The following is a 21,285-nucleotide window of genomic DNA, read 5'->3' on the forward strand; positions in this document are numbered from 1 at the left end:
GCTACGCCCGTGGGCATTCTAGCGGGTTGCGGGTTCAGGGTGCCATCATGCAAACGTCGTCTGGCTAGGCTGCCGGTATATAGGGTGCAAGGCGCATATGGACAGCGTCCATCGGGTCCAAGGGCATTTGGAACTTGGCTGCCAGGTAATGGGCGCTGAATACATCGAGGTAGGCGTCCAGCACTTCGCTGGCAGTCAAGTCTTCGGCCAGCTCCAGGCACAGCGCCGCCACCTCGGCAGTACAGAAATGGTCATCACGCTTGGAACGCCGCAGCTTGTAGCGCGATAACTGCTCAGGGGCGAGGCTCAGGACTGGCAAATGCTCCAGGTAGGGGCTTTTACGAAACATCTTGCGCGCTTCGCTCCAAGTGCCATCCAGCAGGATAAACAGCGGACGCTTGCCCTCCTCCACGCGGACTTGACTGACCACCCGTTGCGGCGCCACAAACTCGCCGGGAAATACAATGTATGGCTGCCACTGCGGGTCAGCCAACAACGTCAGCAAATCAGGATCTACCTCGGTACGTGACCAGGCAAATGCCGTGGTGTCGCCGATTACATCGGCAATGAGCCAGCCCGTATTGCTCGGCTTCATCGGTTCAACGTCGTGCATCAGCAGGCACATGGCTGACTTGGCCGCGACTTTGGGCCGCAAGGCGCACAAGCAATATTCGGGAATCACCCGACAGCCGGGGCAGCGCTCAGCCCGGGAACCACGATTGAGAAACGGCCTGATGGCACGCGCCAGGCGTTGGGTGCGCAAGCGGGAAACGGCGTGGCTCATCGGGCACGCGGCGAAGAAAAGGAAATCGACACGGAACAAACTCGTGAAAAACAGAAGTGCCCGCAGTTTACCAGCGATACGCCTGGCTGTAGTGGCAAGGGCTCACCTATAATTGCGCGCCACTGAACGCACAGCGCAGTGGCTGGTCTATGCACCAGTAACCGAATCAGGAGAGTTTAATGCTGCGTTCCATGCTGCGCCTTGTTGCCCCATCCGTCGCCCTTGCGTTGGCCTTGCCTATGGGCGCCCATGCGGCCTCGCTGCTGGAGGCTCAAATGAACAGGAAGCTGCAAAGCGTCGCGGCTGAAAGCAATAAGGACCTGCCCCGGGAAATCGATGAAAAGACCCTGGAAGTGGCCTACACCGTCGAAGGCATGCAGCTGATTGATCACCTCAGCGTGCTACCTGATCGCGCCGAACAGATGCGCGCCAACCCCAAGGCTGTGTACTTCCAGCTGGGCCGCAGTGTGTGCACCAACCCGGGCTATCGCGAGCTGATGGCCAAGGGCGCGGTGATGCGCTACGAAATCACTGAAAACAAGACCAACCGTCCTGTGGCATCGGTCAAGTTCGTAGAAGCCGACTGCCCGGCTCCGGCAAAAAAGAAAAAGTAACGACTGCTGAATCCTCACGCGCTGCTGTCCGGCAGCGCGTACACCACCGCGGCGTTTCCTGCCAACAACCGAACTTCGTGATGGGTGACCAATAAGCGGTTGCCAGCCAAGGGTTTTTCGGCCCATGATCAAATCATCCCATACGCCCATCCTCAGCAGTTTCAATGCTGTTCTGTAGTACCTTCAGGGCAAGAAAGGCCTGCCCTCCTGCGGCATGTCGCGACACATGCAGTGTCGTGGCCCCGACGACGCTCTCGTCGACTACCCAGGCCCTGTAAAGAAGGAGAAGTTGAATGCCTTATGAATCGAATGAGCAGTTGCTTCGTCATTTTGAAGAAAACGGGACCGACCTCACGCAGCAGGTCGACGCACAAATCCAGCTGATCGCCCCTAATAGCCCAAATATCCCCCTTTATCGCGACATGATCCTCACCGTCCTGCGCATGGCCCAGGACGACCGCGACCGCTGGAACGCCAAGATCACCCTGCGCGCCATCCGCGAACTGGACCACGCCTTTCGTGTACTCGAACAGTTCAAGGGGCGGCGCAAGGTGACAGTATTCGGCTCGGCACGCACACCTGTGGAAAGCCCACTGTATGCGTTAGCCCGAGAAGTGGGCGCTGCGTTGGCGCGTTCGGACCTGATGGTCATCACCGGTGGCGGCGGCGGTATCATGGCCGCAGCCCACGAGGGCGCGGGCCTGGAGCACAGCCTGGGGTTCAACATCACCCTGCCGTTTGAACAGCACGCCAATCCGACCATTGATGGCACCGAAAACCTGCTGTCCTTCCACTTCTTCTTTACCCGCAAGCTGTTCTTCGTCAAGGAAGCCGACGCGCTGGTGCTGTGCCCGGGTGGTTTCGGTACCCTGGATGAGGCACTTGAAGTGTTGACCTTGATCCAGACCGGCAAGAGCCCGCTGGTGCCGGTGGTACTGCTGGATGCACCTGGTGGTGGTTTCTGGCAAGGCGCCCTGGACTTTATCCGCAGCCAGTTGGAGGCCAATCGCTATATCCTGCCCACCGACCTCAAGCTGATCCGCCTGGTCTACAGCGCCGAGGAAGCGGTGGACGAAATCAACCAGTTTTACGCCAACTTCCACTCTACCCGTTGGTTGAAGCGTGAGTTTGTGGTGCGCATGCACCATCCCCTCAGCGACCATGCCTTGGCCCATTTGCAGGAAGAATTTGCCAGCCTGCGGCTCAGTGGTGAGTTCCAGCAACTCGCCTATACAGGTGAAGACCACGACGAACCGCGATTCAGTCATTTGACCCGCTTGGTGTTCAACTTCAATGGCCGCGATCAGGGGCGGCTACGAGAGTTGGTGGATTACATCAACCTCCCGGAAAACTGGGCGCAGGCTCAGGGCAAGACGCAGCAACGGGTGACGCCAGAACCCGCGTGACTTTATTGCAGGCGAAAAAAAAGGCCCACTATTTTCATAGTGGGCCTTTTGTTTTGTAGCGTTCAATCGTCCATATCTCGACCGCTTAACAAGCGACTGATCATGTCCATGGAAAACCCACGATAACTCAGAAAACGACCTTGCTTCGCACGCTCCCTGGCATCTATCGGAAGGTGACCGGCAAACTTGCGACGCCAGGTGTCTTCCAACTGCGACTGCCAACTGATACCGCATTCACGTAGCGCGAGGTCGATATCGGCACGTTGCAGGCCACGCTGGCTCAGCTCTTCGCGAATTCGCGCTGGGCCATAACCAGAGCGCGCGCGGTAAGACACAAAGCTTTCAAGGTAACGGGCTTCCGACAACAGCCCCTCTTCCGTCAACCGGTCAAGGGCTGTTTCGATCATCTCAGGCTCTGCGCCGCGCTGACGCAATTTACGCGTCAGCTCGACTCGACCATGCTCGCGGCGAGCGAGCAGGTCCATCGCAGTGCGCCGAACGGCGACGAGTGTATCCAGTACCACAGTCATCGTTTGCTTCAGATGTCAGTGTCGGCTTCTTCCATTTCGTCAACCGGCTCGCGGTTGGCGGCAGCTTTCACATCCGGCGCTGGGGTCAGCAGCTTGTCGCGAATCTGCTTCTCAAGCGTGGCGGCGATATCCGGGTTGTCTGCCAGGAACTTGGCGGAGTTGGCCTTGCCCTGACCGATCTTGCTTCCGTTGTAGGCATACCAGGCACCGGATTTCTCAACGAAACCGTGCAGCACGCCCAGGTCGATCATCTCGCCGTTCAGGTAGATACCCTTGCCGTAGAGGATCTGGAACTCCGCCTGACGGAACGGAGGAGCCACCTTGTTCTTCACAACCTTGACGCGGGTTTCGCTACCGACAACCTCATCACCTTCCTTCACCGCGCCAGTACGGCGGATATCCAGACGGACCGAAGCGTAGAACTTCAGCGCGTTACCACCGGTGGTGGTTTCCGGGCTGCCGAACATCACGCCGATCTTCATACGGATCTGGTTGATGAAGATCACCAGGCAGTTGGCGTTCTTGATGTTACCGGTGATTTTACGCAGCGCCTGGGACATCAGGCGGGCTTGCAGGCCCACGTGCATGTCGCCCATTTCGCCTTCGATTTCAGCCTTGGGTACCAATGCGGCCACGGAGTCGACCACGATCACGTCGATGGCGTTGGAGCGCACCAGCATGTCGGTGATTTCCAGGGCCTGTTCGCCGGTGTCCGGCTGGGAAACCAGCAGGTCGTCGACGTTGACGCCCAGCTTGCCGGCGTACTCAGGGTCCAGGGCGTGCTCGGCGTCGACGAATGCGCAGGTGGCGCCCATCTTTTGCGCCTGGGCGATCACCGACAGAGTCAGGGTGGTTTTACCGGAAGATTCAGGACCGTAGATCTCAACGATACGGCCTTTTGGCAGACCGCCAATGCCGAGCGCGATGTCCAGACCCAGAGAGCCAGTGGAAATAGCCGGGATCGCCTGACGGTCGTGATCGCCCATACGCATTACGGCACCCTTGCCGAATTGACGTTCGATCTGACCCAGGGCCGCAGCCAAGGCTTTCTTCTTGTTGTCGTCCATTAAAGTCCTCACGTAATCAATAAGGCCTGACGGCCAACACCTGTATAAGTAGACAGTATTGTTCCACAAAGATCCGGGATCGCCTACCCCTGTTTTTCTATTTCTGCTGCAGCTCGTCGCAACAAGCCCTCCAGCGCGGCCTTTACCGTTTGTCGGCGGACGTCATCGCGGCTGCCGGGAAAGTGCGCAAGCTCGGCCGTGACCTCGTCACCCACTGCAAAGGCCAGCCAGACAGTACCGACCGGCTTGTCCGGCGAACCGCCATCCGGGCCGGCAATACCGCTGACCGCCACGGCAAATCGCGCCAGGCTTTTTTCCTGCGCGCCACGGGCCATTGCCTCCACCACTTCCTGGCTGACGGCGCCTACTTTGGAGAAAAGTTTTTCCGGCACGTTCAACTGCCGCGTCTTCTGCCGGTTGGAATAGGTGACATAGCCCGCCTCGAACCAGGCCGAACTGCCCGGTATCCGCGTAATGGCCTCGGCAATCCCGCCGCCGGTGCAGGACTCGGCAGTGGTGACGTGAGCATTGAGCACCTGCAAACGACGACCAAGGTCGGCAGCCAGTTGAGTGATTTCCTTCACGGTCTTCTCCAGGAATGAGCGAGGGGTTCGCCTACCCTACAGGAGCTTATCGACCATGCAAGATACGGAGTGCATCAAGAGACTAACGCGCGACGGCCTGCACATACGCCTGGCAAGCACGCAAGGCGATCAGGGCGCTGTCGCCGTCGTCGGTGATGCGGATAATTCGCTGAGCATGCGCCGGGTCAAGTCTGGCTCGCGGGGCTGCATGAACCAGGCTGCCGGCGGTGGTAGTGGCTGGCACTGTACAGCCACTGGCGGAATCGGCGGCGTCGAGAAGGACTGACAACCGCACATCAGCAGTGGCCAGACGGTCACGCAGAGCAGTTTGGTTGCGTTGGGCATCGTTCAACTCCTGGGTGTGTTGGCGGTCGTTGGCGTTGAGTTGTTGCTCAAGGGCCAGGCGCTTTTCCTGTTCCGCCCTCTGCTGGCTCAGCGCCGCCTGGTTTTGCTGGTTCAACGTTTGCAAATGGGACGCGGCCTGATGCTCCAGCTGCGCACCATATCGCCAGGCCTGCAACTGCCACACCAGCGCCATGAGCAGGCCTATGCCGATCCACCGCAACACACTTAGGAAACGCATAGCACCGCCTTCGCCCGCGCCCACAACTGCAAGCGGTCCTCCAGGCCGTTGAGTCCGCCGTTGATACGCCGGGTAATGGTGGTGAACTGGTTTTTGTCAGCCAGTTCGTTGAGCCCGTTGCTTTGCCAGAACCAGGCGGCGGATTCACAGGCCCATTGCGGTTGTTCCAATAAATGGGGTTGCCTCAACAAGCGATCATCACCAAACAGTGCCTGACTGCAAGCGAGGTAATTGCGACGCCCCGTGATCTGGATCAGCCCCCTGCCCCGGTACCTTTGACCGTCACCATCTGCTTCGGGGGTATTACCCAAGCGTGCGGCCAAGTTACCGGTGTCGTACTTGCTGAGGTATTGATCGCTGCCTAGTTCTCGGACGTAGCGCAGCTCGGCGGACTCATGGCCGATCTGGGCGAGAAACGCGGCGATGCGCTTGGGCGTGTTGATGTCCCAATTCAGCATGGCCGAATTGATAGCAGATATGAAAATGCCCGCTTGAGAGCGGGCATTCGGGAACATTTGCTGGAGCTGCTCGAGCGTCATGTGAGGACCTTGCCACGCGCCTCCGCCCGGGCCGCCAGAACATTTTCGGGTATGGGTGTGTTTTCCTCAAGGAACCTCAAGCTGTACCAGTCGGTAGAGGCAAGATAAGCGCGGGCCTCACGGGAGTCCGCCTGCGCCTGGAGGTCTTGCAGTGTCTGGTTTTTTTCCAACTTCGACAGATCAAACATCGTTCAGACCCTCAACAGGTTTGGCCAGGTGGGTGGGCGGATCAATTGGCTCAACCGGGAAAGGAACGGGCCCGGCCGATACCTGGAGTCTGCCGTTCTGCCACATATAAGCTGGTGCACCTGCGTTAACGGCCAATTTCAAGGTCAACTCGATCTCACCGTTGCGACGACTGACGGGCCCTGCGAACAACTCATGTCCGATGGCGGACATGGGCAGGGTCATCCCGTCAGGGATCAGTGAAAGATCAATCCTTTCGCCGTTCAGGATCAGTGTTTCGCCTTCGACGATGGCCGTCGTGGGAATAGCGGTGCCAAGAGGCCGAAAAGGAACGTGGTGAATAATCATGCGTGCCATCTCCCGATTGCCGTCACTGTCACGATATTGTTCAGCGTCCGGTCGGACATAAAAAAGTAGGAACCACTATTGCCGTAGCACCTGGCCGACATGTCCCAGTCAACCGACGGGTAAATGTTGGGGAACACCGCCACAGGCGTGTCCGCGAAAGCCGCCAGCCATGCAACGTTGCGCGTGACACCAGCGGTATAGCCGGTAAACCGCTGCTGACAGATTTGCAGGCCGCCGGCAAAGCGGAAGTACCAGTTATCGAGCGCACCACCACGCTCGATCAGCCCGGAATTAATTGGCAAAGCACCCGAAGGGCCAGCATTGAGCACCCCGGAAATCGCGTTGCCGTTATGAAGAATGCTGCGCCAGTTGGGCGCAGCCGCGCCTGGGTTGACACTGAACTGGCGAAAGTGGATACCATCCCCCGATACCGCCATGGACAATTGCGCACGCCACTGCGGATCATGGCCCCAGGCCTGGGACAGCACACTGACTGCAGTAAACCCCGGCACTCCGTCCGGGTGACCGTAATAACTGTACAGACCCGTATTGGCTTTATTCGGCGAGGCTGTTTGCGCCGCCGACAACCCAATCAACTCCCCCGGTGTTGCACCTGGCCCGGTCCCCAGGGCGAAGACCGACGTGTTGATTTCGGCACGCCACGGAGACCACAGACCGTCGCCACGTCGACCCCGAGTAAAAACCGATTCATCGAGCATGGCCTTCGCGGTTTGCCACACATAACCGCCGGAGTTAGCAACCTGCAGAATCTGTACAAACGGGTTAGGCAGGTTGATGCCGCCATTGCCGAATTGAAACAGACCACTGACTCGAGGCAACTCATTGGCATCATCCGTGGGCTGTTTTGAAATCGGTGTGCTGCCCCAACCTGCATGCCCCATCATTGACACCCGCCCTGGGGTGAAGTCGTCGCTGCCGGTCACCACGTTTTGAGTGGCTGCCGTACCCAACTGAGCCTGGCGGGCAAACAACTCCTGGGTCATTGCGTTGATCTTGATACTGGCGCTGCGCGGTGTGTCACCACCGACGCCAGTGGGTGCCGCACCAATATTGATTTCCTGTCGTGCCATGTGGACTCTCCATAGTCAGTGCAATAAAAAACCCGCTAAAAAGCGGGTACGGGGTATCTGCGTCATTCTCAGGGCAGATGTTTTTCACCAAGCCGGTAGATCGTGGCGCGTGCCGCATTGCGAGCAGCCTGGATGTCGGCAGGCATGAGAATGCCCTCCTCCATCTGCGCCAACGCATACCAGTCACTGTCCCTGAGGTAGCCATGGGCCTGATCCAGGGCGAGATCATCTTCCAGCTCCTGGGCGCTCTTTATTTTTTGCAACTGGCTGACATCAATCATGGATCACCTCTTCCAGGGAGGGTGCTGACCACTCTTCAGTTATTGCCGAGGTGGGTACGTCAACTGGCCCATTAGAGATCACCTCAATGATCCCAGGCTCCGCCGGGTTTCGCAGCCACAGCGGGTCATCCCACTTGACCGGCAACTTAAGCGTCAGGGTCAGGTCGCCGTCGATACGTGCGACGGTATCGACAAAACAGTCACTGTCCATGGCACTGGCCAGAAGGCGGTATCCGTCCGGGATGACCGAAAGATCAAAAGCCCGACCATTGACCGTGATCACTTCATCGTGCACAGAGACCTTCAGCGGCTCATCCGTCAAGAAGGGAAACAATTTGATCCTGATCATTTCCAGGCTCCCCATACAGTCACGGCGTTTTGGAAACTTTGAGCTGTCGAGCCATTTCTGATGATGATGTCCACCGCACTGGTCCCGTTGACGTAGCAGTTCAACGCGCCGAAATGTTCATAAGTCATCTGAGGCTGCGGATTTACATAAACACTGCCACTGCCCAATACGATTGCTACCGGCAAAGCAACCGTCACCACCGTAGGCTGATTAGGTGGCAATACCGCACTGACCGGACTATAGCCCTGAATGCAGATCTGGCCGTTGATGTACTTGCTGATATTCCAACCGCCTACCACTGTTTTATTCATTAACCCGAGACCCGATACTGGATCGCCCTCGGCATTGGCGCCGGTGTACAGACGCGCCCATGCTGTCCATGTGCCGTTAGCATTGACTCGCCTGAACGCTGTGTTAGTGGTGTCGGGGTTGACCCACTCTTGGGTGGAGTACATGGCCGACAAATACTTGTGCGACAAAAAACCGTAACTGTTAGGACCGTTGGGGCCGGGAATATTATTGCCGTAGTACTCCCCAGTGGCCGCCAATGCGTCCGCACTGGTGGTCAGTATCCTGACGACACCGCCCACGCCAAAATCACCCGCCTTGATAACTTGCGTCCAGGCTTTGCCCGCTGCGGCCCCCTGCAAGAACTGACGCTCCCAGGTCATATTTTCCAACAGGCTATAGGCAATTTGCCGCACATACCCACCTGAGCCGGAGAGCACCTGAATAATGAATACGTAAGGGTAAGGCAGGGAGATACCACCATTCCCGAACATGAACAGCCCATTCACAATAGGTAAGTTATCGGCACTTTCGGTGGGTTGCATGGCGATGGGGGTAGTCCCTCCCCAGCCATTGGCTTTTGCCAAGGTATAACCATTGTAAAGCTCATAGGTCATCGCATTGATCTTGGTCATCGCACTACGCGAAGTGTCTCCGCCTATCCCGCTGGGGAGTGCGCCAAGATTGATTTCTTGTCGTGCCACTTGAGTATCCCAAATAGAAAAAATCGCAAATGTGTGGTATTCGAAAACACCGTCAACTTGGAAGTGTCAGTTGTAATAGCGCTCAATAGGAAACTTGCAGACTGGAATTGAAAAACAAGTCACACCCAAATTATCAATATTAATTGAATCACCCAAGGTCGAACGTTGAACGCTCACACGCACCCTACGTTCATTACCCGTCATCATATGCAAAGAGGCATACTGCGCGTGATTAACAAACCAGCTCATCCCTCTATCCATGCTGGAGACACTCAAGTAGTCATCTGCATCCATAACCAAACCACTATCCCATGTATCAAAATAGTTTACGGATTGACTATAAGACCAACTTTTTGTAAACCGGCTATAGCGAACAACCCGATCACTTGACGAGAAATCTACGTTGGCGTGTTCATCATAAATCTCCATGCCGTAAGCGCTCTTACTTCTCTGATCAGCATACTTACACGACACGTATTCCATAAGATGATTCTGAAGGTATTTACCGCCCATGGTGCCAGACGTAACTTTGAATCCCGTCCATCCACCTGGCCCACCGAGTATCGTAGTGTAAAGGCTCAAGCTCGGATGGCTGGGCGTGATAATTCTTAAAAATATCTGGGGTGGCTCTTGCGTTAGAATCGGCTTTGCAAAATTGGCAGCACCATAACCCGGCCTATCTGTATATCTAGACTGGATTCTGAACTGCCCCCGCTCAGAGAATACCAACACCTTATTGTCGCTACTGATGACTACATCGCCCGTGCTATTTGCTGCCAAAAGTCCATAAGCCATCAGGTCACCCTCATCACTTCAACGACACATTCAACCGTCCTGGCTGACCAGTAATATTTATAGCGATGACCGTCATACACGCCGTAATTCAACCATGTGCGTATACCTATCTGGGTCCCCCCCAGTTCTTTATAGGTAGGAAGAACAGGCCAACTATCAGATATTGTCTGGTCATACCCGGCGTACTTTCTGGGCGTAATGAGAACGAAACATTTAGCGGGGTCATAACCTGGCACATCCATGATGATATCGTAGTTACTTCTCACACCTCCGCCGCCGGCAGTAATAGCCGGAATAATCTTCGAACTAAGACGTTGGATCGTAAAATCCTCCATACCCAAAGTCTTTACGCCAAGGCTATCGAAAACATTCAATCCATACTCCGCCATTACGACAACCTCCCGACCATAGTTCGCTTCACGCCGCCAGCATCAAATACCGCCAAGCCATCATTATTGAGCAAGGCAGAACCACCTCCTCCTGCGCTACGAAGGGTAAAAGTACCCGCCTTGACATTAATCTCAAGCAGCGGCAGGCCATTTGCATCCTTGGTTTCAGACGTCAGGGTCATACCCAAAACGATGTTCTGGATAAATGCCGTGTTAATAACCGCCGTATTGATAAATACTTGACCGTTATCGACTACGAACGGCGTCACCAACGCCCCCCCCACTTCATCAACCACCGAAAAGCGCTGGGCGAAAGCAATGATCTCAGCGGTATCACCATCGGCCCCCAGGGCAAGACCCGCTATTACCTTCTTGCCGTTCTTGCTGGTCTCGACCTTGAGCGTCTTCATGGCCGAGACCTTGCCATCGGTAGTAGCCAATACCCGGTTGGTCTCCTGAATATTCGAGCTGTTTTTTCCAGCCTCCACTCGAACATTTTCGAGTTTCTCACCCTGCGCCTTATCCGCAGCGGTCAACAGGTTGACCTGGAAAGTGAAGGTCGAAGCGTTGGCGTCTACCTTGGTACTCAAGGTCGTTACCCTAGACGCCAGAGCCTGGGTGACGGTTGCCGACGTTTTCGCCACATCCAGGATGCTTGCGGCGTTTTGTCCCACTTTGGCTTCCAGCCCATCGGAGCGTTGTGATTGCGCGAAGTCCCGCTCTGCAATCGCCGACATCAGCGACCAAACACCTACTGACGATGTATCGTCGCCGACACTCCCAGCCTCATCCCCGACAGAGCCGGATTTGACCAAGGCGTAGACACCATCAAGTTTCTCGGAGGTAGCCTTGACCCTGCCGTCTACCGCCTCTACGGCGCTGGAGTTCTTGCTGATTTCCAACGCCATGGCGGCATTGGTTTCGGCAACGGTACCTACATCGAACCAATAACCAGGGTTTGGCGGTGGAGTATTGGCAGGCACGGCAATGATCGCCTGAAACAAATGCTGTCCCCGGCGGACCATGTCACCTTTTGTATAGGTCTTCGTGAGCTCGTACTCCAAGGCATCGGAAACTTCAGCAATCAAATCCTGAAATTCCTTCTTCGCCTGGGCCAACCGATCATTCACCGATCCTGGCCCAGCCCCCCCGATAAGATCAATTTCCTGACGCAAGCTCTCGTACAGCGCTCCCTTGCCAATGGTGTTGGCAAAATATTCGTCGTATTCAGTCTGATCAGAGCTTGCACGGCCATTCACAGCCCCGTTCACCGGGTAAAAAGCCCCGATGTTGCCGGTGCGGTCCACCAGCCTTGCCCAGAAAAAAAGTGATGTACCGGCACCCAGGCCCATCAACGTCAGTTCGCTTTGCGGATACGCGTAATCCCCCAACTTGGTCGCCATCGCCAGGTCGGCAGTCTTTCCATACCAGACCTCCGTGCGCTGCAAATCCGCCGTGCTCACCCCCTGCGGAATCTGCCATTTCACCTTGATCGCAAACACCAACGATTCCGTCGTCAGCGCTGCCACGATCGGCGGCAGTGTGGTCTTGCCGTTAAGTACGGTCTCTACAGACTCGCTATACAGGGAGCCGATATCCAGCGCGTTGATCGCCCGCACCTTGGCCACATAACGCCCGGCATAAATGCCGGACACCTCGATAGAACTACCACCCGTGCGGCCAGCGTAGACCCATTCGCCGTCGTTCTTGCGCCAGTAAGCCTCATAGGCGATGGCATTGGCCGCCCGCTGCCACTCGATGGTCATGACATTGACCGCGCTGCCTTGCTCAACAAAATGGTCATTGCTGACCGTCACGCCGGTCGGGGCCGCTTGCACGCTCGGCGGGATCACGGTGATGGGTGGGCTGTCGATTTTCGCGCCGTTGTCGATGGCCGCGAACTTGCTCGGCACGTGCTTGACCGCGCTGAGGCTATATTTGATTTCGTCATTCGAAAAGTCTTCGGAAATCGACAGCACGCGGAACTGTTGCAAAGCCAGGGTCGCGGAGTCGATGGCCCAGATCGATTGGGCCGGGGGCAGTTCGTCGAGCTTGGTTTGCAACACAACCAACTGCTCATCCGCACCTGCGGCACTGACGGATTTGACCTCACGGGACACGGCCTTGCCGTTGGGCATCACCAAGGTAATGGTGTCGCCCGCCGTGGCGCTGACTTCGGCATCCAGGGTCAGGCTGTCGAGGGTCGCATCCCGCAGGCGCCCGCCAATGCGGCGGCCGGCGCGGTCGTTGTCGGCCACGCGAATGATCTGGCCGGGGCGTGCCAGGGTGCCGTCGAGGCCGACCGCGAAAGTCACGCTTTCGGTTTCCAGGCGGTTGGTCAGCAAGGCCCATTTGCCGATGCGCTGGGCTTGGGCCTGGGACGTGCAACCGGTGGCACTGATTTCGGTTTGCTGGATGCCATAGCGCGCGATGCCTTCGGCGTCGTCGACGTACTGCACCTTCTGGCGATAGAAATCCGTCGGGTCATTCCAGCTGACCAGGGCGACGGTGTAGCGAGTCTTTTTCGCTGACCCGCCGTAGATGAATTGGCCACCAATGACGTTGGCGTTGGAGTAGGTGTAGACCGGGTCTTCCGGCATATCTGCTACTGCCATCACCGAACCTGCGCCCCAATAGGCCATGCCGCGGAAGGTGGTCGCCAGGTCCTGCAGCACCTTCAGGGCATCGGCACGCACCGACAGGTACAAGTTGCAGGTGAAGCGCGGTTCGGTGCCGCCCTTGCCATCGGACACTGGCTGGTCGCAATACTGGCCGATGCGGTATAGCTCCCACTTATCCACTTGGCCGGCGTTGAGCAGGTGGCCGAGGCCGTAGCGTTGGTGCAACAGCAGGTCGTAGTAGATCCAGGCCGGGTTGTCGGTCCAGGCGGATTTGAACGTGCCATCCCACACGCCGCTGTATGTGCGGGTTTGCGCGTCGTAGTTGCTCGGCACCTTGATGATCCGCCCGCGCAGCTCGAAGGAACGCGAGGGAATCGATTGGAATTGCGCGGCATCGAATTGCAGGCCGATCAGCGCCGAGCCCGGGTAGCGCAGCTTGGCGTCGATCACCTCGGTGGACGACTCCACGGTGGTGGTATCGGCGATCGCGCCACTGGTGGAGTTCGGTGTGATCCGGCGTACACGCAGGGTCCAGCTCACCTTTGCAGGAGGCAAGTCAACACGGTGGGAACGTTCGTACTTGGTGGTAGTTTTACCGCTGAAGGCGGCTGCCAGTACCTGCACGAAGGCGCCGCCATCGGTGGCTAGATCAATAGCGTATTGCACCGTGTAGCCGTTGGTGTCGCCGTTGCTGGTGTTGGTCTGCGACAACCGCGTGACAGCCAGGCGAACCCGCACCGCCGACAGTTGCAGGTTGGAATAGGACTTGGTCCAGGGCTGATCGCTACGCAGCTCGACGGACACCGGGCTTTCGTTTTCCACGGCAGGGAAGCCTGGGATGTGCGTCTGGTCCTGGCTGCCGTTGCGTGTATCGAGGGTCACGCCACTGAAATTGAGGCTGCCATCGGCGTTGGCCAGTGGCGTCTCGTCGAGAAATACCGAGCGCTTATCGTTTTTCAAACCGACAATCTCGCCTTCGCTGACGAGATCGAGGATACGGGCATAGGCCGTACTTTGCAGGCTGTCTGGCGCCTCTACGGAGGGACGGGGCTTGGACGCGCCGCCTTTGCTGCCAGCGAGAGTGAGGTCAGTCATGGCTTTCCTTCAGGCGAAATAAAGCCCGCACTCGGCGGGCGGGGTGAAAAGGAGAACGGTTAGAGTTGGTCCTGGGCGTAGATGCCGGCACTGATCACAGCACTGCCGACGACCAACTCGCCGTATAGCAAGCCGACCGGATTGCCCTGGGCGTTGGTGTTGACCGGGCCGTTGAAGCTGTAGCTCGGGCGGTTATTAGGACTGTCCTGGGCACCAAGCCCTTTGGGGGGCGGTGACAACATCTGCATGACACCGCCCATCGCCATGGACGCCCCCGCCATCAACATCATGCTGGCAGCCGGCCCCGTCAGGAAACCAAACGGGTTGTAATACGCCACCGCGATCAATACCGCACCGATAATAGTCTGCAACCCGCCTGCGCGCTTGGAGCCGGTCAATACCGGCGCGATGCGGATCACGTCCTTGCCAAGGGGCTTTTGAATATCGTCTTCGGCGATGTTGCGCTTGCCGTTGAATACGGCAAAGCGCAAACCTTTATCAGCGCTCTGCAGCATGTAGCGCTCAAAACCAGGAAACTGTTTGAAGTAGCCCATTACATCCTTGAAACCACCTGCGGTGGTCACGCGATGTTCTCGACCGAAAAGCCTGGCGAGCGAGCCTGATAGCAGCACCGTTCGCATCGTATGTTGTTCGACTGCCAATCCCATGAGCACTCTCCTGATCATCTTCGAAACGTTGGCTAGAGCTGATCCTGCGCATAGATACCCGCACTGACCACCGCACTGCCCACCGTCAGCTCGCCATACAGCAAGCCCACCGGGCCGCCCTGGATGCTGGTGTTGACCGGGCCGTTGAAGCTGTAGCTGGAGCGGTTATCCGGGCGGTCCATGGTGCTCAGCCCCTTGGGCATCGGCGACATCAACTGCATGACGCCGCCCATGGCCATGGAAATCCCCATACTCGCGGCGAAGGTCCAGCCAGTGGTGGATGAAGCGCCGATCAAGGTCGAGGAGCTACCGGAAGCGGCGAGGCCACCAGAGAAATACGACGCCGCGACAATCAATGCGACCCCGATAATGGTTTGCATCGACCCTGCGCGCTTGCTGCCCATCAGCACCGGGGCGATGCGGATATCCGAGGTTCCGGAAGGTGCGTTGAGCCGGTCCTGGCCGATATTGTCGCGGCCCAGGAAAATCGAGTAGGTCACGCCGCGGTCCTTGGACTCCATCAGGAAACGCTCGAACCCGGGCACCAGGATGCACAGCGCGTGAATCGCTTCCGAGGCGTTCCTCACCGCCAGCCGATGCACTCGGCCAAAGCTGGCGCCCAGGCTGCCGTAGAGGCGCACCGTTCGGACTTTTTCATGATGCATGGCATCCTCCAGGCGAATGATCCGCCGATGTGGTTAGTGTTCGGCCCGCAGGCCATGTCGCCAATAGCTGACCGTCACCTCGCCCCAATAGCCGCCGTAGGTATCGCGCTTGCTATCGCGACCATACAGGTGGTGCAGGATAGAACCAGGGGCCGGGTAATGCTCGGGTTCGCTTTGCAGCACGCCGTCGGCCAGGTAGATCGCGGCATGGTTGGGCACTGGCGACCGAATCTGCATCAGCACGATATCGCCCTGTTGCAGTTGACTGACCTGCATAAAACCGGCGGCCGGCAGGTTGTCCAGGTAGAGATTGCCGCCCTTGTCCCACCAGCCGTCTTCGCGCGGATAATCGCCGAGTTCGATGCCCAACTCGCGGCGGTAGTAGTCGAGGATGATGCTCAGGCAGTCATGCACGCCGTGGGCGAAAGCGCGACCGATCAGGGGCGCCTGGTAGCCATTCGGCGTGCAACTGGCCCATTCACCGGTACACACCTGCCCGTCGTCCCCCTTGCGCACTTCGACAATGTGCCAAGGCAACCCTGAGGCTTCGCACGCCACGCGGTCCGCTTCACTGGGCGTCGCCGGGCAATCGGGATGGCTGTGCACCACCGCGAGGATTTCGCCACGCTCTTCGGCGGCGGCATAGTCCTCGGGTGCCAGGCGAAAGTGTTCGCTGGGCGTGCTCGCCGTATTGCGACACGGCACATACACACGCTTGCGCCCTTCGCGAATCATCAGGCCACAGCACTCATGGGGGTAGTCGGCCACGGCGTGCCGAGCAATCGCCGCCAGGTTGGTCTTGTTCATGTTCAGCTCCGCAACAGGCCCGCAGCCGGAAATGAACCGTAGGGCAGTGGGTTGTTCTCGCCGAAACGCAGCTTGCAGCTGGTCAGCCGCCCACCGCATTTATCCTTGGCCGCATCCGTGACGATCACGTCATTGGCATCCGCCACCGGGCCGCCGTTGTAGCCGCAATAGGGGCCGCGGTAACCGCCGCAGCTGAGCCACCAACACACATTGGCGACGATCTGTCGACGGGGCAGTTGCACGCCGTTGAAGTCCAGCGCACTGGCCAGTTCGAACTTCACCGTCTCGCTGCTTTCCGCGACTTTGCGCTCGACGTACCAGATGTCCGGCGGCAGTTCCTCTTCCGGGTCCGCTTCGGGCTGGCCGTCGAGGTACTTGGCCAAGGTGCGGTGACGGATCAGCCGAGCGCCGACCAGGTCCTCGAAATACAACACCAACGCCGTGATGAAACCACCGACGTTACCTACGGCCAGCGTTGGCGTCGGTTGGGTGCCCTGCCCCGACATTTCAAAGCCCTCGGCCTGGATCGGCCAAGGTGAATATTCGTGACCCTGCCAGAAGACCGATGACTCCTGGGGGTAACCGTGAAACCGGTACAACTCGGCGCCCAGGGGGGTGGCATCGAGCTCGAAAAGCTCCACCCAGGCCCCGGGCTCCAGGGTCTGGATATCTGCTGTGATGGACATATGATTCTCCGGGCAAAGAAAACCCCGCACTACGGCGGGGTGGAGGCGGCGCTAGGGGTGGAAGGCTTGCTCGAACGTTGCCGTCAGAGAGTAGAGCCCGGCGCCCATGGGCGTTGGCTGGTAACCCTTGCAACGATACAACGCAGGCGCTGCCAGTGGTGCGGTCCAGTTGAATGCCTTGGCGCCGGCATGGCGGTCGAGGAAAGCAACGATCGCTTTGATGCGCGCTTCGTCACCCACGAACGTCAGTGGCCAGGACTGGGTCTTGTTGTGGATCCCATCCGCAGCCGTTTGCTGGTAGCCGTCGCCGAACTTGGCCGACTTCAAGCGAAACTCGACGCTGCCGACGGGTTCCACCTTGGGCACCCAAGTGAAAGTTTCTGTGCTCATGTTTTCTCCAGGCGTAAGCCGTTGGTGGTCAGCGGCCGTTGATGGCCGACCAGATTTGCCCGCCCGGCTTGAGGTCACGGGCGATCTGTTCGGCAGCACCCTGGCGGGCGGAACCGGCATAGGCGCGGGCGACATTCTGGGCGTTGGTGTCGGTGCCCGAGCCCTGGCCGTCGGCAACGTTGATGGTTTGCTGGATCACCACCTGGTTGCTGCTGGTGCTGCCCGACGGGCCGCCGCCCAATGCACGTACGCCGAGGGAGCCGTCAGAACCACGGCTCAGAGGCATGATGGCTTCGGGGCCGGCTTCGCCGAAGAGGGCCATGGGGGCCAGGGTTGGGCCAGTGGCGACGGAGTTGGTGAAGGTGCCGCCGTTGGCGAAGGCTTGAACACCGTAGTTCCAGGCGCTCCCTTTCGCATTGTAATGAACACCCGCCGTGTTGAGCTGGGGGTTAAAGGTGTAGCTGTTAGGACCGACACTGGTGGTCGTCGGGGTCGGTGTGCTGCTGCCCAACCAGGCACTCACCGCCGAACTGGCCAGCCCGAACAACGAACTCAGCGCACTGGATGCCGCGGTCTTCGCCGCCATCGTGGCCATGTCCTTGAGCACTGACGTGGCGAAATCCGAAAAATTGAATTTGCCCGTGGTTGCGAACGTCAGCACCGCCTGATCCATCTTCTCGAAAGCACTGGTAAACACTGCCTTCGATTGTTCGGCCGCCGTGCCTGCCTTGTTCGAATACTCATCGAACGCACTGTTAGCACCCTGGCGCCAGTCATCAAGCAACTGCGTCATTTCGGCGAAGTTGCTCTTTACCTGCCGGGTCTTTGCGTCGTCCAGAAATGCCATCGTCGCGTCGTCACCCGAAGGCGTCGGTACAGCCTCTGCGTACGGCCCACCCACTGGAAACTTCAGCCCCGCCCGCTCGGTGTAACTGGACTGCGCCTCCAGCGCACCAACAAAATCATTCTGCGCACCCTGGCTCTGCTTGAGCACTTGCACCAGTTGCGCATTTTTCTGAATAAAATTTTCCGCCGCATCCGTGGCCGGGTCATAGGCCCTTTGAAAGCCCTTGAACTGGCCGGACGTGACCTGTAGCGCCGCTGCGGCAGAGGCGCTGACCTTTTTACTGGCGTCCTCGATCTTCTGCTGCATCTCGCGCATGCTGTTTTCGGTAATCCGCGACGCCTTCGCCAGGGCCTGCTCCAGGCTGCCGAGGTTGAGCGTCAGATTACCCTGGGAAGCAGTTGCCATAGGTTTCTCCGGGTCATGGATAAAACCCGTCGAAACGGGTTTCAAGGAAAGTGGCGTCGTCCTTAACGCCACTCGTTCATCGCACGTTCGAGCGACACACCCCGGCGCAGCTCGTGGGGCATGAAGTCAATCATTTCGGCCGTGCCGCCGCCCAGCCGGTGGGTCTGCAGCGCTATCAACGCGCTGCCCGCCTCCAGCCGCCTACCGGCGTGCAGGGAACCATATCGGTCGATATAGCGTCCCCAGGCCAGGGCTTCGTGATAGGTCATGCGTTCTTTGGCTTCGGTGATCGTGCGGCCGCCCACTCCGTTCAGCACCAGTTCGTGCCAGAACTCATCGGCGACCGTCAGCTCTTTGCGCCGCTACCCTGAGTGCCATTGACCTCATTGACTGCATTGAGGATCAGAAACCCCAATGACGGCTCAAGACCGAAAGCATCGTCGTAACTAAGGGCTTCATCGCCCTCAGCCCCCAACGATACCGACGCGGCGAGGTAGCTGGCGTTGCGGCTTTGTGACGACTCACCCTGGCTGAACAGACGCTCGATCACGCCGAACGACTGACGGCGGATGTGCAACGTGAAGGTATCGGTCACTTCCTTGCCGGTTTTGCTGTCCAGGTGCGTCCAGCTGATGTCTTTCTTCACCGGCAGGCCATCGACGATGCCGCCCTTGGCTTTCAGTTGTTTGAGGTTCATGGCGTCTCTCAGGCTTTCTTGATCCAGGCGCTTGCGCCGGTGCGTTGGATGGTGACGGTGGTAGTCACGACCGCGTTCAGTGCGAAATTGAACGGGAAGTCCGACACGTAGCCGTCGAAAGTGAACCAGGTGCGGGTCGCCGGCAGTTCAAAGCCATCGCCCTTGGCGTTCAGCGTGGGCAGCACGTCCTTGCCGTCGGACCAGCCCACCGCCCACTTCACACCGGTATCGCCCTTGGCTTCAGACAGCTGGTGCAGGCGGATATGGCTGGCGTTGGTCGGGTCGGCGTTCAGGCCCAGGCTCGCAGTGCCTGGGGTGCGCAAACCTTTCTTGTAGCTGCGCTCTTCGGCATTGAGGCTGGTGTCTTCAATCTGCTCGGCCGGCGCGCCACCAGGTTCGAATGAAGTGGCGTGCTCAATTTCCAGCACGGTGTAGGGCCCGGTGCCGGAGACCGGCGGGACGAGGGCAAAAATCTGGGTACCTTGGGTAAGAATCGACATCGAGTGTTCTCCATGAACAATAAAAAACCCGCGAAGGCGGGCTGTGGGGTGCAACGGCTGTGTTGCTGCGTGCAAGGCAGGTCGAGACGGGATCAGGGTGCCGGTTTGCCATCCAGGTAAGGCGGCGCATTCGGGTCCGGCTCTCGGCTCTTGATCAGGTCGACCAATGCCTGGTTGCTCTGGGCCAACAGTCGAATGGCCGCGTTGAGCGCCACCTGGCCATCGGTCTGGGTTTGCAGGGCGGCGATCAAGCGGTTGATCGCGGCCAATTCTTCGTCGTTCATAGGCATCTTGGTTCCTGTATCACGTCAGGTAGGCAGGGTGTGGGAGCTTCAACAGCGCGCAGCGATGACAATCAAGACGCCAACCCAGTGGCCATGATCGAACTGCGATACCCCGTCGCCGGGTCGCCAACGTGGGTCACTTGAGTAATCGACCAGCGCCCCTGCATGTACGAAGGCCAGGTCTCATCCAGCACCAGCAAGCCTTCGGCAGCGAGCAACGGGTTACCTGGGCAATCGATCTGCAGCTTCAAACCTTCACGGCCCACCCGCCGCAGTTCGCCTTCGGCCACGGCGCGGGCTTCGGCTTCGTTCTGGCAGCGCTGGCGCAAGGTCTTGAACGGGGCAATCCCGACCTGGACCAGGCGCTGTTTGCCGGCGGCGGCGTCCCACCAGCTGACGCGGCTGCCCATGTATTTTGAGCGAGCTTTCTCGTCGAGCTTGGCGGTAATGAAGGCGTGCTCACCGGGCCGGTTGTCCCCGGTCACCGATAATTTCACTGGCGGCAGTAGCTGGCCGGAGAGTGACTTGGCCTGCCCCGCTTCGGCCAGTACATAGAGTTCATTGAACGGCTTGGTGACCGCGTTGTAGCGCTTGGCCAGGCGAGTGATGAAGGCCATGTCGCTTTCATTGGACTGGTCGATGTGCGCAATCGCAATGCCGTCCAGCGTCGGTGCCACTCGCGGTGAAAAACCATGGCGGCTGACCAGTTGCCGAAACAATGCCCCCAATGTCGTCGGCCCATGGCTGGCGGAGCGGCGCTGGCGATATCCGCTCTTATCCACCTCACTGAAGGGCGCTGCCGTGGCCACGATCATCAGGCGCATCGGAAACAGCACCGGGGTGCGTTGGGTGACGACAAACTCGCCTTTTTCCACCAAGCCGGTTTCCTGGTAACCGACGCGCAGGCCGATCTTGCCACTCAGGCTGGGCAACCCCTCCAGCCCTTCGATATTGAGGGTCAATTCCAGGCGGTCAGTCTGGATACCGCCAGCGTCGGTGTGGCTCCAATGCATCAGGCGTTGATTGAGCAGCGCCGCGTTGGCGCCGTAGAACTCTACGATCGGGGTAAATCCCTGTGCCAT

At 58.5% G+C, this 21,285-nt stretch carries 28 protein-coding genes; 2 read left to right on the plus strand and 26 right to left on the minus strand.

Annotated elements, in window-relative coordinates; all coding sequences use genetic code 11:
- Positions 1 to 64: 64 nt before the first annotated feature.
- The gene (locus QZR30_RS01795) at positions 65 to 784 is read right to left on the minus strand and encodes a tRNA-uridine aminocarboxypropyltransferase (protein WP_311902876.1); all 720 of its coding nucleotides are present in this window, start codon (positions 782 to 784) and stop codon (positions 65 to 67) included.
- Positions 785 to 963: 179 nt separating this feature from the next.
- Here QZR30_RS01795 and QZR30_RS01800 point away from each other — a divergent pair, with 179 nt between their 5' ends.
- Positions 964 to 1,398, plus strand: coding sequence for a PA3611 family quorum-sensing-regulated virulence factor (locus tag QZR30_RS01800; RefSeq protein ID WP_043048893.1), 435 nt, complete (start codon positions 964 to 966; stop codon positions 1,396 to 1,398).
- A 293-nt stretch (positions 1,399 to 1,691) separates the two neighbouring features.
- Positions 1,692 to 2,804: a TIGR00730 family Rossman fold protein gene (locus tag QZR30_RS01805; RefSeq protein WP_056847464.1), complete on the plus strand. Its 1,113-nt coding sequence runs from the start codon at positions 1,692 to 1,694 to the stop codon at positions 2,802 to 2,804.
- Between the two features lie 62 nt (positions 2,805 to 2,866).
- Here QZR30_RS01805 and recX read toward each other — a convergent pair whose 3' ends face one another.
- The 25 genes from recX to QZR30_RS01930 form a co-directional block, all read right to left on the minus strand.
- Positions 2,867 to 3,334 carry a recombination regulator RecX gene (gene recX / locus QZR30_RS01810; protein ID WP_034118389.1) on the minus strand — a complete coding sequence of 156 codons (468 nt, stop codon included), beginning with the start codon at positions 3,332 to 3,334 and terminating at the stop codon, positions 2,867 to 2,869.
- 8 nt (positions 3,335 to 3,342) lie between these two features.
- Positions 3,343 to 4,401, minus strand: coding sequence for a recombinase RecA (gene recA / locus QZR30_RS01815; protein ID WP_005785454.1), 1,059 nt, complete (start codon positions 4,399 to 4,401; stop codon positions 3,343 to 3,345).
- A gap of 83 nt (positions 4,402 to 4,484) precedes the next feature.
- The gene (locus QZR30_RS01820) at positions 4,485 to 4,985 is read right to left on the minus strand and encodes a CinA family protein (RefSeq protein ID WP_059397979.1); all 501 of its coding nucleotides are present in this window, start codon (positions 4,983 to 4,985) and stop codon (positions 4,485 to 4,487) included.
- 82 nt (positions 4,986 to 5,067) lie between these two features.
- Positions 5,068 to 5,568: a lysis system i-spanin subunit Rz gene (locus QZR30_RS01825; protein WP_311902877.1), complete on the minus strand. Its 501-nt coding sequence runs from the start codon at positions 5,566 to 5,568 to the stop codon at positions 5,068 to 5,070.
- Positions 5,556 to 6,107: a glycoside hydrolase family 19 protein gene (locus QZR30_RS01830; protein ID WP_311902878.1), complete on the minus strand. Its 552-nt coding sequence runs from the start codon at positions 6,105 to 6,107 to the stop codon at positions 5,556 to 5,558. Before QZR30_RS01830 ends, QZR30_RS01825 begins: the two co-directional genes overlap by 13 nt.
- Entirely contained in the window at positions 6,104 to 6,295 is a 192-nt protein-coding gene (locus QZR30_RS01835; RefSeq protein WP_057021860.1) for a hypothetical protein, read from the minus strand. Before QZR30_RS01835 ends, QZR30_RS01830 begins: the two co-directional genes overlap by 4 nt.
- A complete protein-coding gene (locus QZR30_RS01840; RefSeq protein ID WP_057021859.1) occupies positions 6,288 to 6,641 on the minus strand; it encodes a hypothetical protein in 354 nt (117 codons plus the stop codon). The genes QZR30_RS01835 and QZR30_RS01840 overlap by 8 nt, the downstream gene beginning before the upstream one ends.
- Positions 6,638 to 7,732 carry a hypothetical protein gene (locus tag QZR30_RS01845; protein WP_057021858.1) on the minus strand — a complete coding sequence of 365 codons (1,095 nt, stop codon included), beginning with the start codon at positions 7,730 to 7,732 and terminating at the stop codon, positions 6,638 to 6,640. Before QZR30_RS01845 ends, QZR30_RS01840 begins: the two co-directional genes overlap by 4 nt.
- Before the next feature lie 68 nt (positions 7,733 to 7,800).
- Entirely contained in the window at positions 7,801 to 8,013 is a 213-nt protein-coding gene (locus QZR30_RS01850) for a hypothetical protein (protein WP_057021857.1), read from the minus strand.
- Positions 8,006 to 8,362, minus strand: a complete 357-nt coding sequence (locus QZR30_RS01855) for a hypothetical protein (protein WP_311902879.1) — start codon at positions 8,360 to 8,362, stop codon at positions 8,006 to 8,008. The genes QZR30_RS01850 and QZR30_RS01855 overlap by 8 nt, the downstream gene beginning before the upstream one ends.
- On the minus strand, positions 8,359 to 9,285 hold the full coding sequence (locus tag QZR30_RS01860) for a pyocin knob domain-containing protein (protein WP_311902880.1): 927 nt from the start codon (positions 9,283 to 9,285) through the stop codon (positions 8,359 to 8,361). The genes QZR30_RS01855 and QZR30_RS01860 overlap by 4 nt, the downstream gene beginning before the upstream one ends.
- Positions 9,286 to 9,420: 135 nt before the next feature.
- On the minus strand, positions 9,421 to 10,149 hold the full coding sequence (locus QZR30_RS01865) for a hypothetical protein (protein WP_124356024.1): 729 nt from the start codon (positions 10,147 to 10,149) through the stop codon (positions 9,421 to 9,423).
- On the minus strand, positions 10,149 to 10,538 hold the full coding sequence (locus QZR30_RS01870; RefSeq protein ID WP_057021853.1) for a hypothetical protein: 390 nt from the start codon (positions 10,536 to 10,538) through the stop codon (positions 10,149 to 10,151). The genes QZR30_RS01865 and QZR30_RS01870 overlap by 1 nt, the downstream gene beginning before the upstream one ends.
- The gene (gpJ, locus tag QZR30_RS01875; protein ID WP_311902881.1) at positions 10,538 to 14,254 is read right to left on the minus strand and encodes a TipJ family phage tail tip protein; all 3,717 of its coding nucleotides are present in this window, start codon (positions 14,252 to 14,254) and stop codon (positions 10,538 to 10,540) included. The genes QZR30_RS01870 and gpJ overlap by 1 nt, the downstream gene beginning before the upstream one ends.
- A gap of 59 nt (positions 14,255 to 14,313) precedes the next feature.
- Positions 14,314 to 14,922, minus strand: coding sequence for a tail assembly protein (locus QZR30_RS01880; RefSeq protein ID WP_043048875.1), 609 nt, complete (start codon positions 14,920 to 14,922; stop codon positions 14,314 to 14,316).
- A 32-nt stretch (positions 14,923 to 14,954) separates the two neighbouring features.
- Positions 14,955 to 15,587, minus strand: coding sequence for a tail assembly protein (locus tag QZR30_RS01885; protein ID WP_274358055.1), 633 nt, complete (start codon positions 15,585 to 15,587; stop codon positions 14,955 to 14,957).
- 33 nt (positions 15,588 to 15,620) lie between these two features.
- A complete protein-coding gene (locus tag QZR30_RS01890; protein ID WP_274358054.1) occupies positions 15,621 to 16,394 on the minus strand; it encodes a C40 family peptidase in 774 nt (257 codons plus the stop codon).
- 2 nt (positions 16,395 to 16,396) lie between these two features.
- Complete coding sequence (locus QZR30_RS01895; protein ID WP_311902883.1) at positions 16,397 to 17,080, minus strand: phage minor tail protein L; 684 nt, start codon at positions 17,078 to 17,080, stop codon at positions 16,397 to 16,399.
- 51 nt (positions 17,081 to 17,131) lie between these two features.
- Positions 17,132 to 17,470, minus strand: a complete 339-nt coding sequence (locus QZR30_RS01900) for a phage tail protein (protein ID WP_057021848.1) — start codon at positions 17,468 to 17,470, stop codon at positions 17,132 to 17,134.
- 28 nt (positions 17,471 to 17,498) lie between these two features.
- Entirely contained in the window at positions 17,499 to 18,722 is a 1,224-nt protein-coding gene (locus tag QZR30_RS01905; RefSeq protein ID WP_311902884.1) for a phage tail tape measure C-terminal domain-containing protein, read from the minus strand.
- A 62-nt stretch (positions 18,723 to 18,784) separates the two neighbouring features.
- Positions 18,785 to 19,039 (minus strand): hypothetical protein, encoded by a 255-nt coding sequence (locus QZR30_RS01910; RefSeq protein WP_057021846.1) that lies wholly within the window; start codon positions 19,037 to 19,039, stop codon positions 18,785 to 18,787.
- A gap of 29 nt (positions 19,040 to 19,068) precedes the next feature.
- Positions 19,069 to 19,419 (minus strand): phage tail assembly chaperone family protein, TAC, encoded by a 351-nt coding sequence (locus QZR30_RS01915; protein WP_057021845.1) that lies wholly within the window; start codon positions 19,417 to 19,419, stop codon positions 19,069 to 19,071.
- 8 nt (positions 19,420 to 19,427) lie between these two features.
- Positions 19,428 to 19,919: a phage tail tube protein gene (locus tag QZR30_RS01920; RefSeq protein ID WP_057021844.1), complete on the minus strand. Its 492-nt coding sequence runs from the start codon at positions 19,917 to 19,919 to the stop codon at positions 19,428 to 19,430.
- 92 nt (positions 19,920 to 20,011) lie between these two features.
- A complete protein-coding gene (locus QZR30_RS01925; RefSeq protein ID WP_228391189.1) occupies positions 20,012 to 20,209 on the minus strand; it encodes a hypothetical protein in 198 nt (65 codons plus the stop codon).
- Positions 20,210 to 20,274: 65 nt separating this feature from the next.
- Positions 20,275 to 21,285, minus strand: a complete 1,011-nt coding sequence (locus QZR30_RS01930) for a contractile injection system protein, VgrG/Pvc8 family (protein WP_311902885.1) — start codon at positions 21,283 to 21,285, stop codon at positions 20,275 to 20,277.

Origin of the sequence: Pseudomonas sp. rhizo25 (genome assembly GCF_031931935.1) — a bacterium.
Classification (GTDB): Bacteria; Pseudomonadota; Gammaproteobacteria; order Pseudomonadales; family Pseudomonadaceae; genus Aquipseudomonas; species Aquipseudomonas synxantha.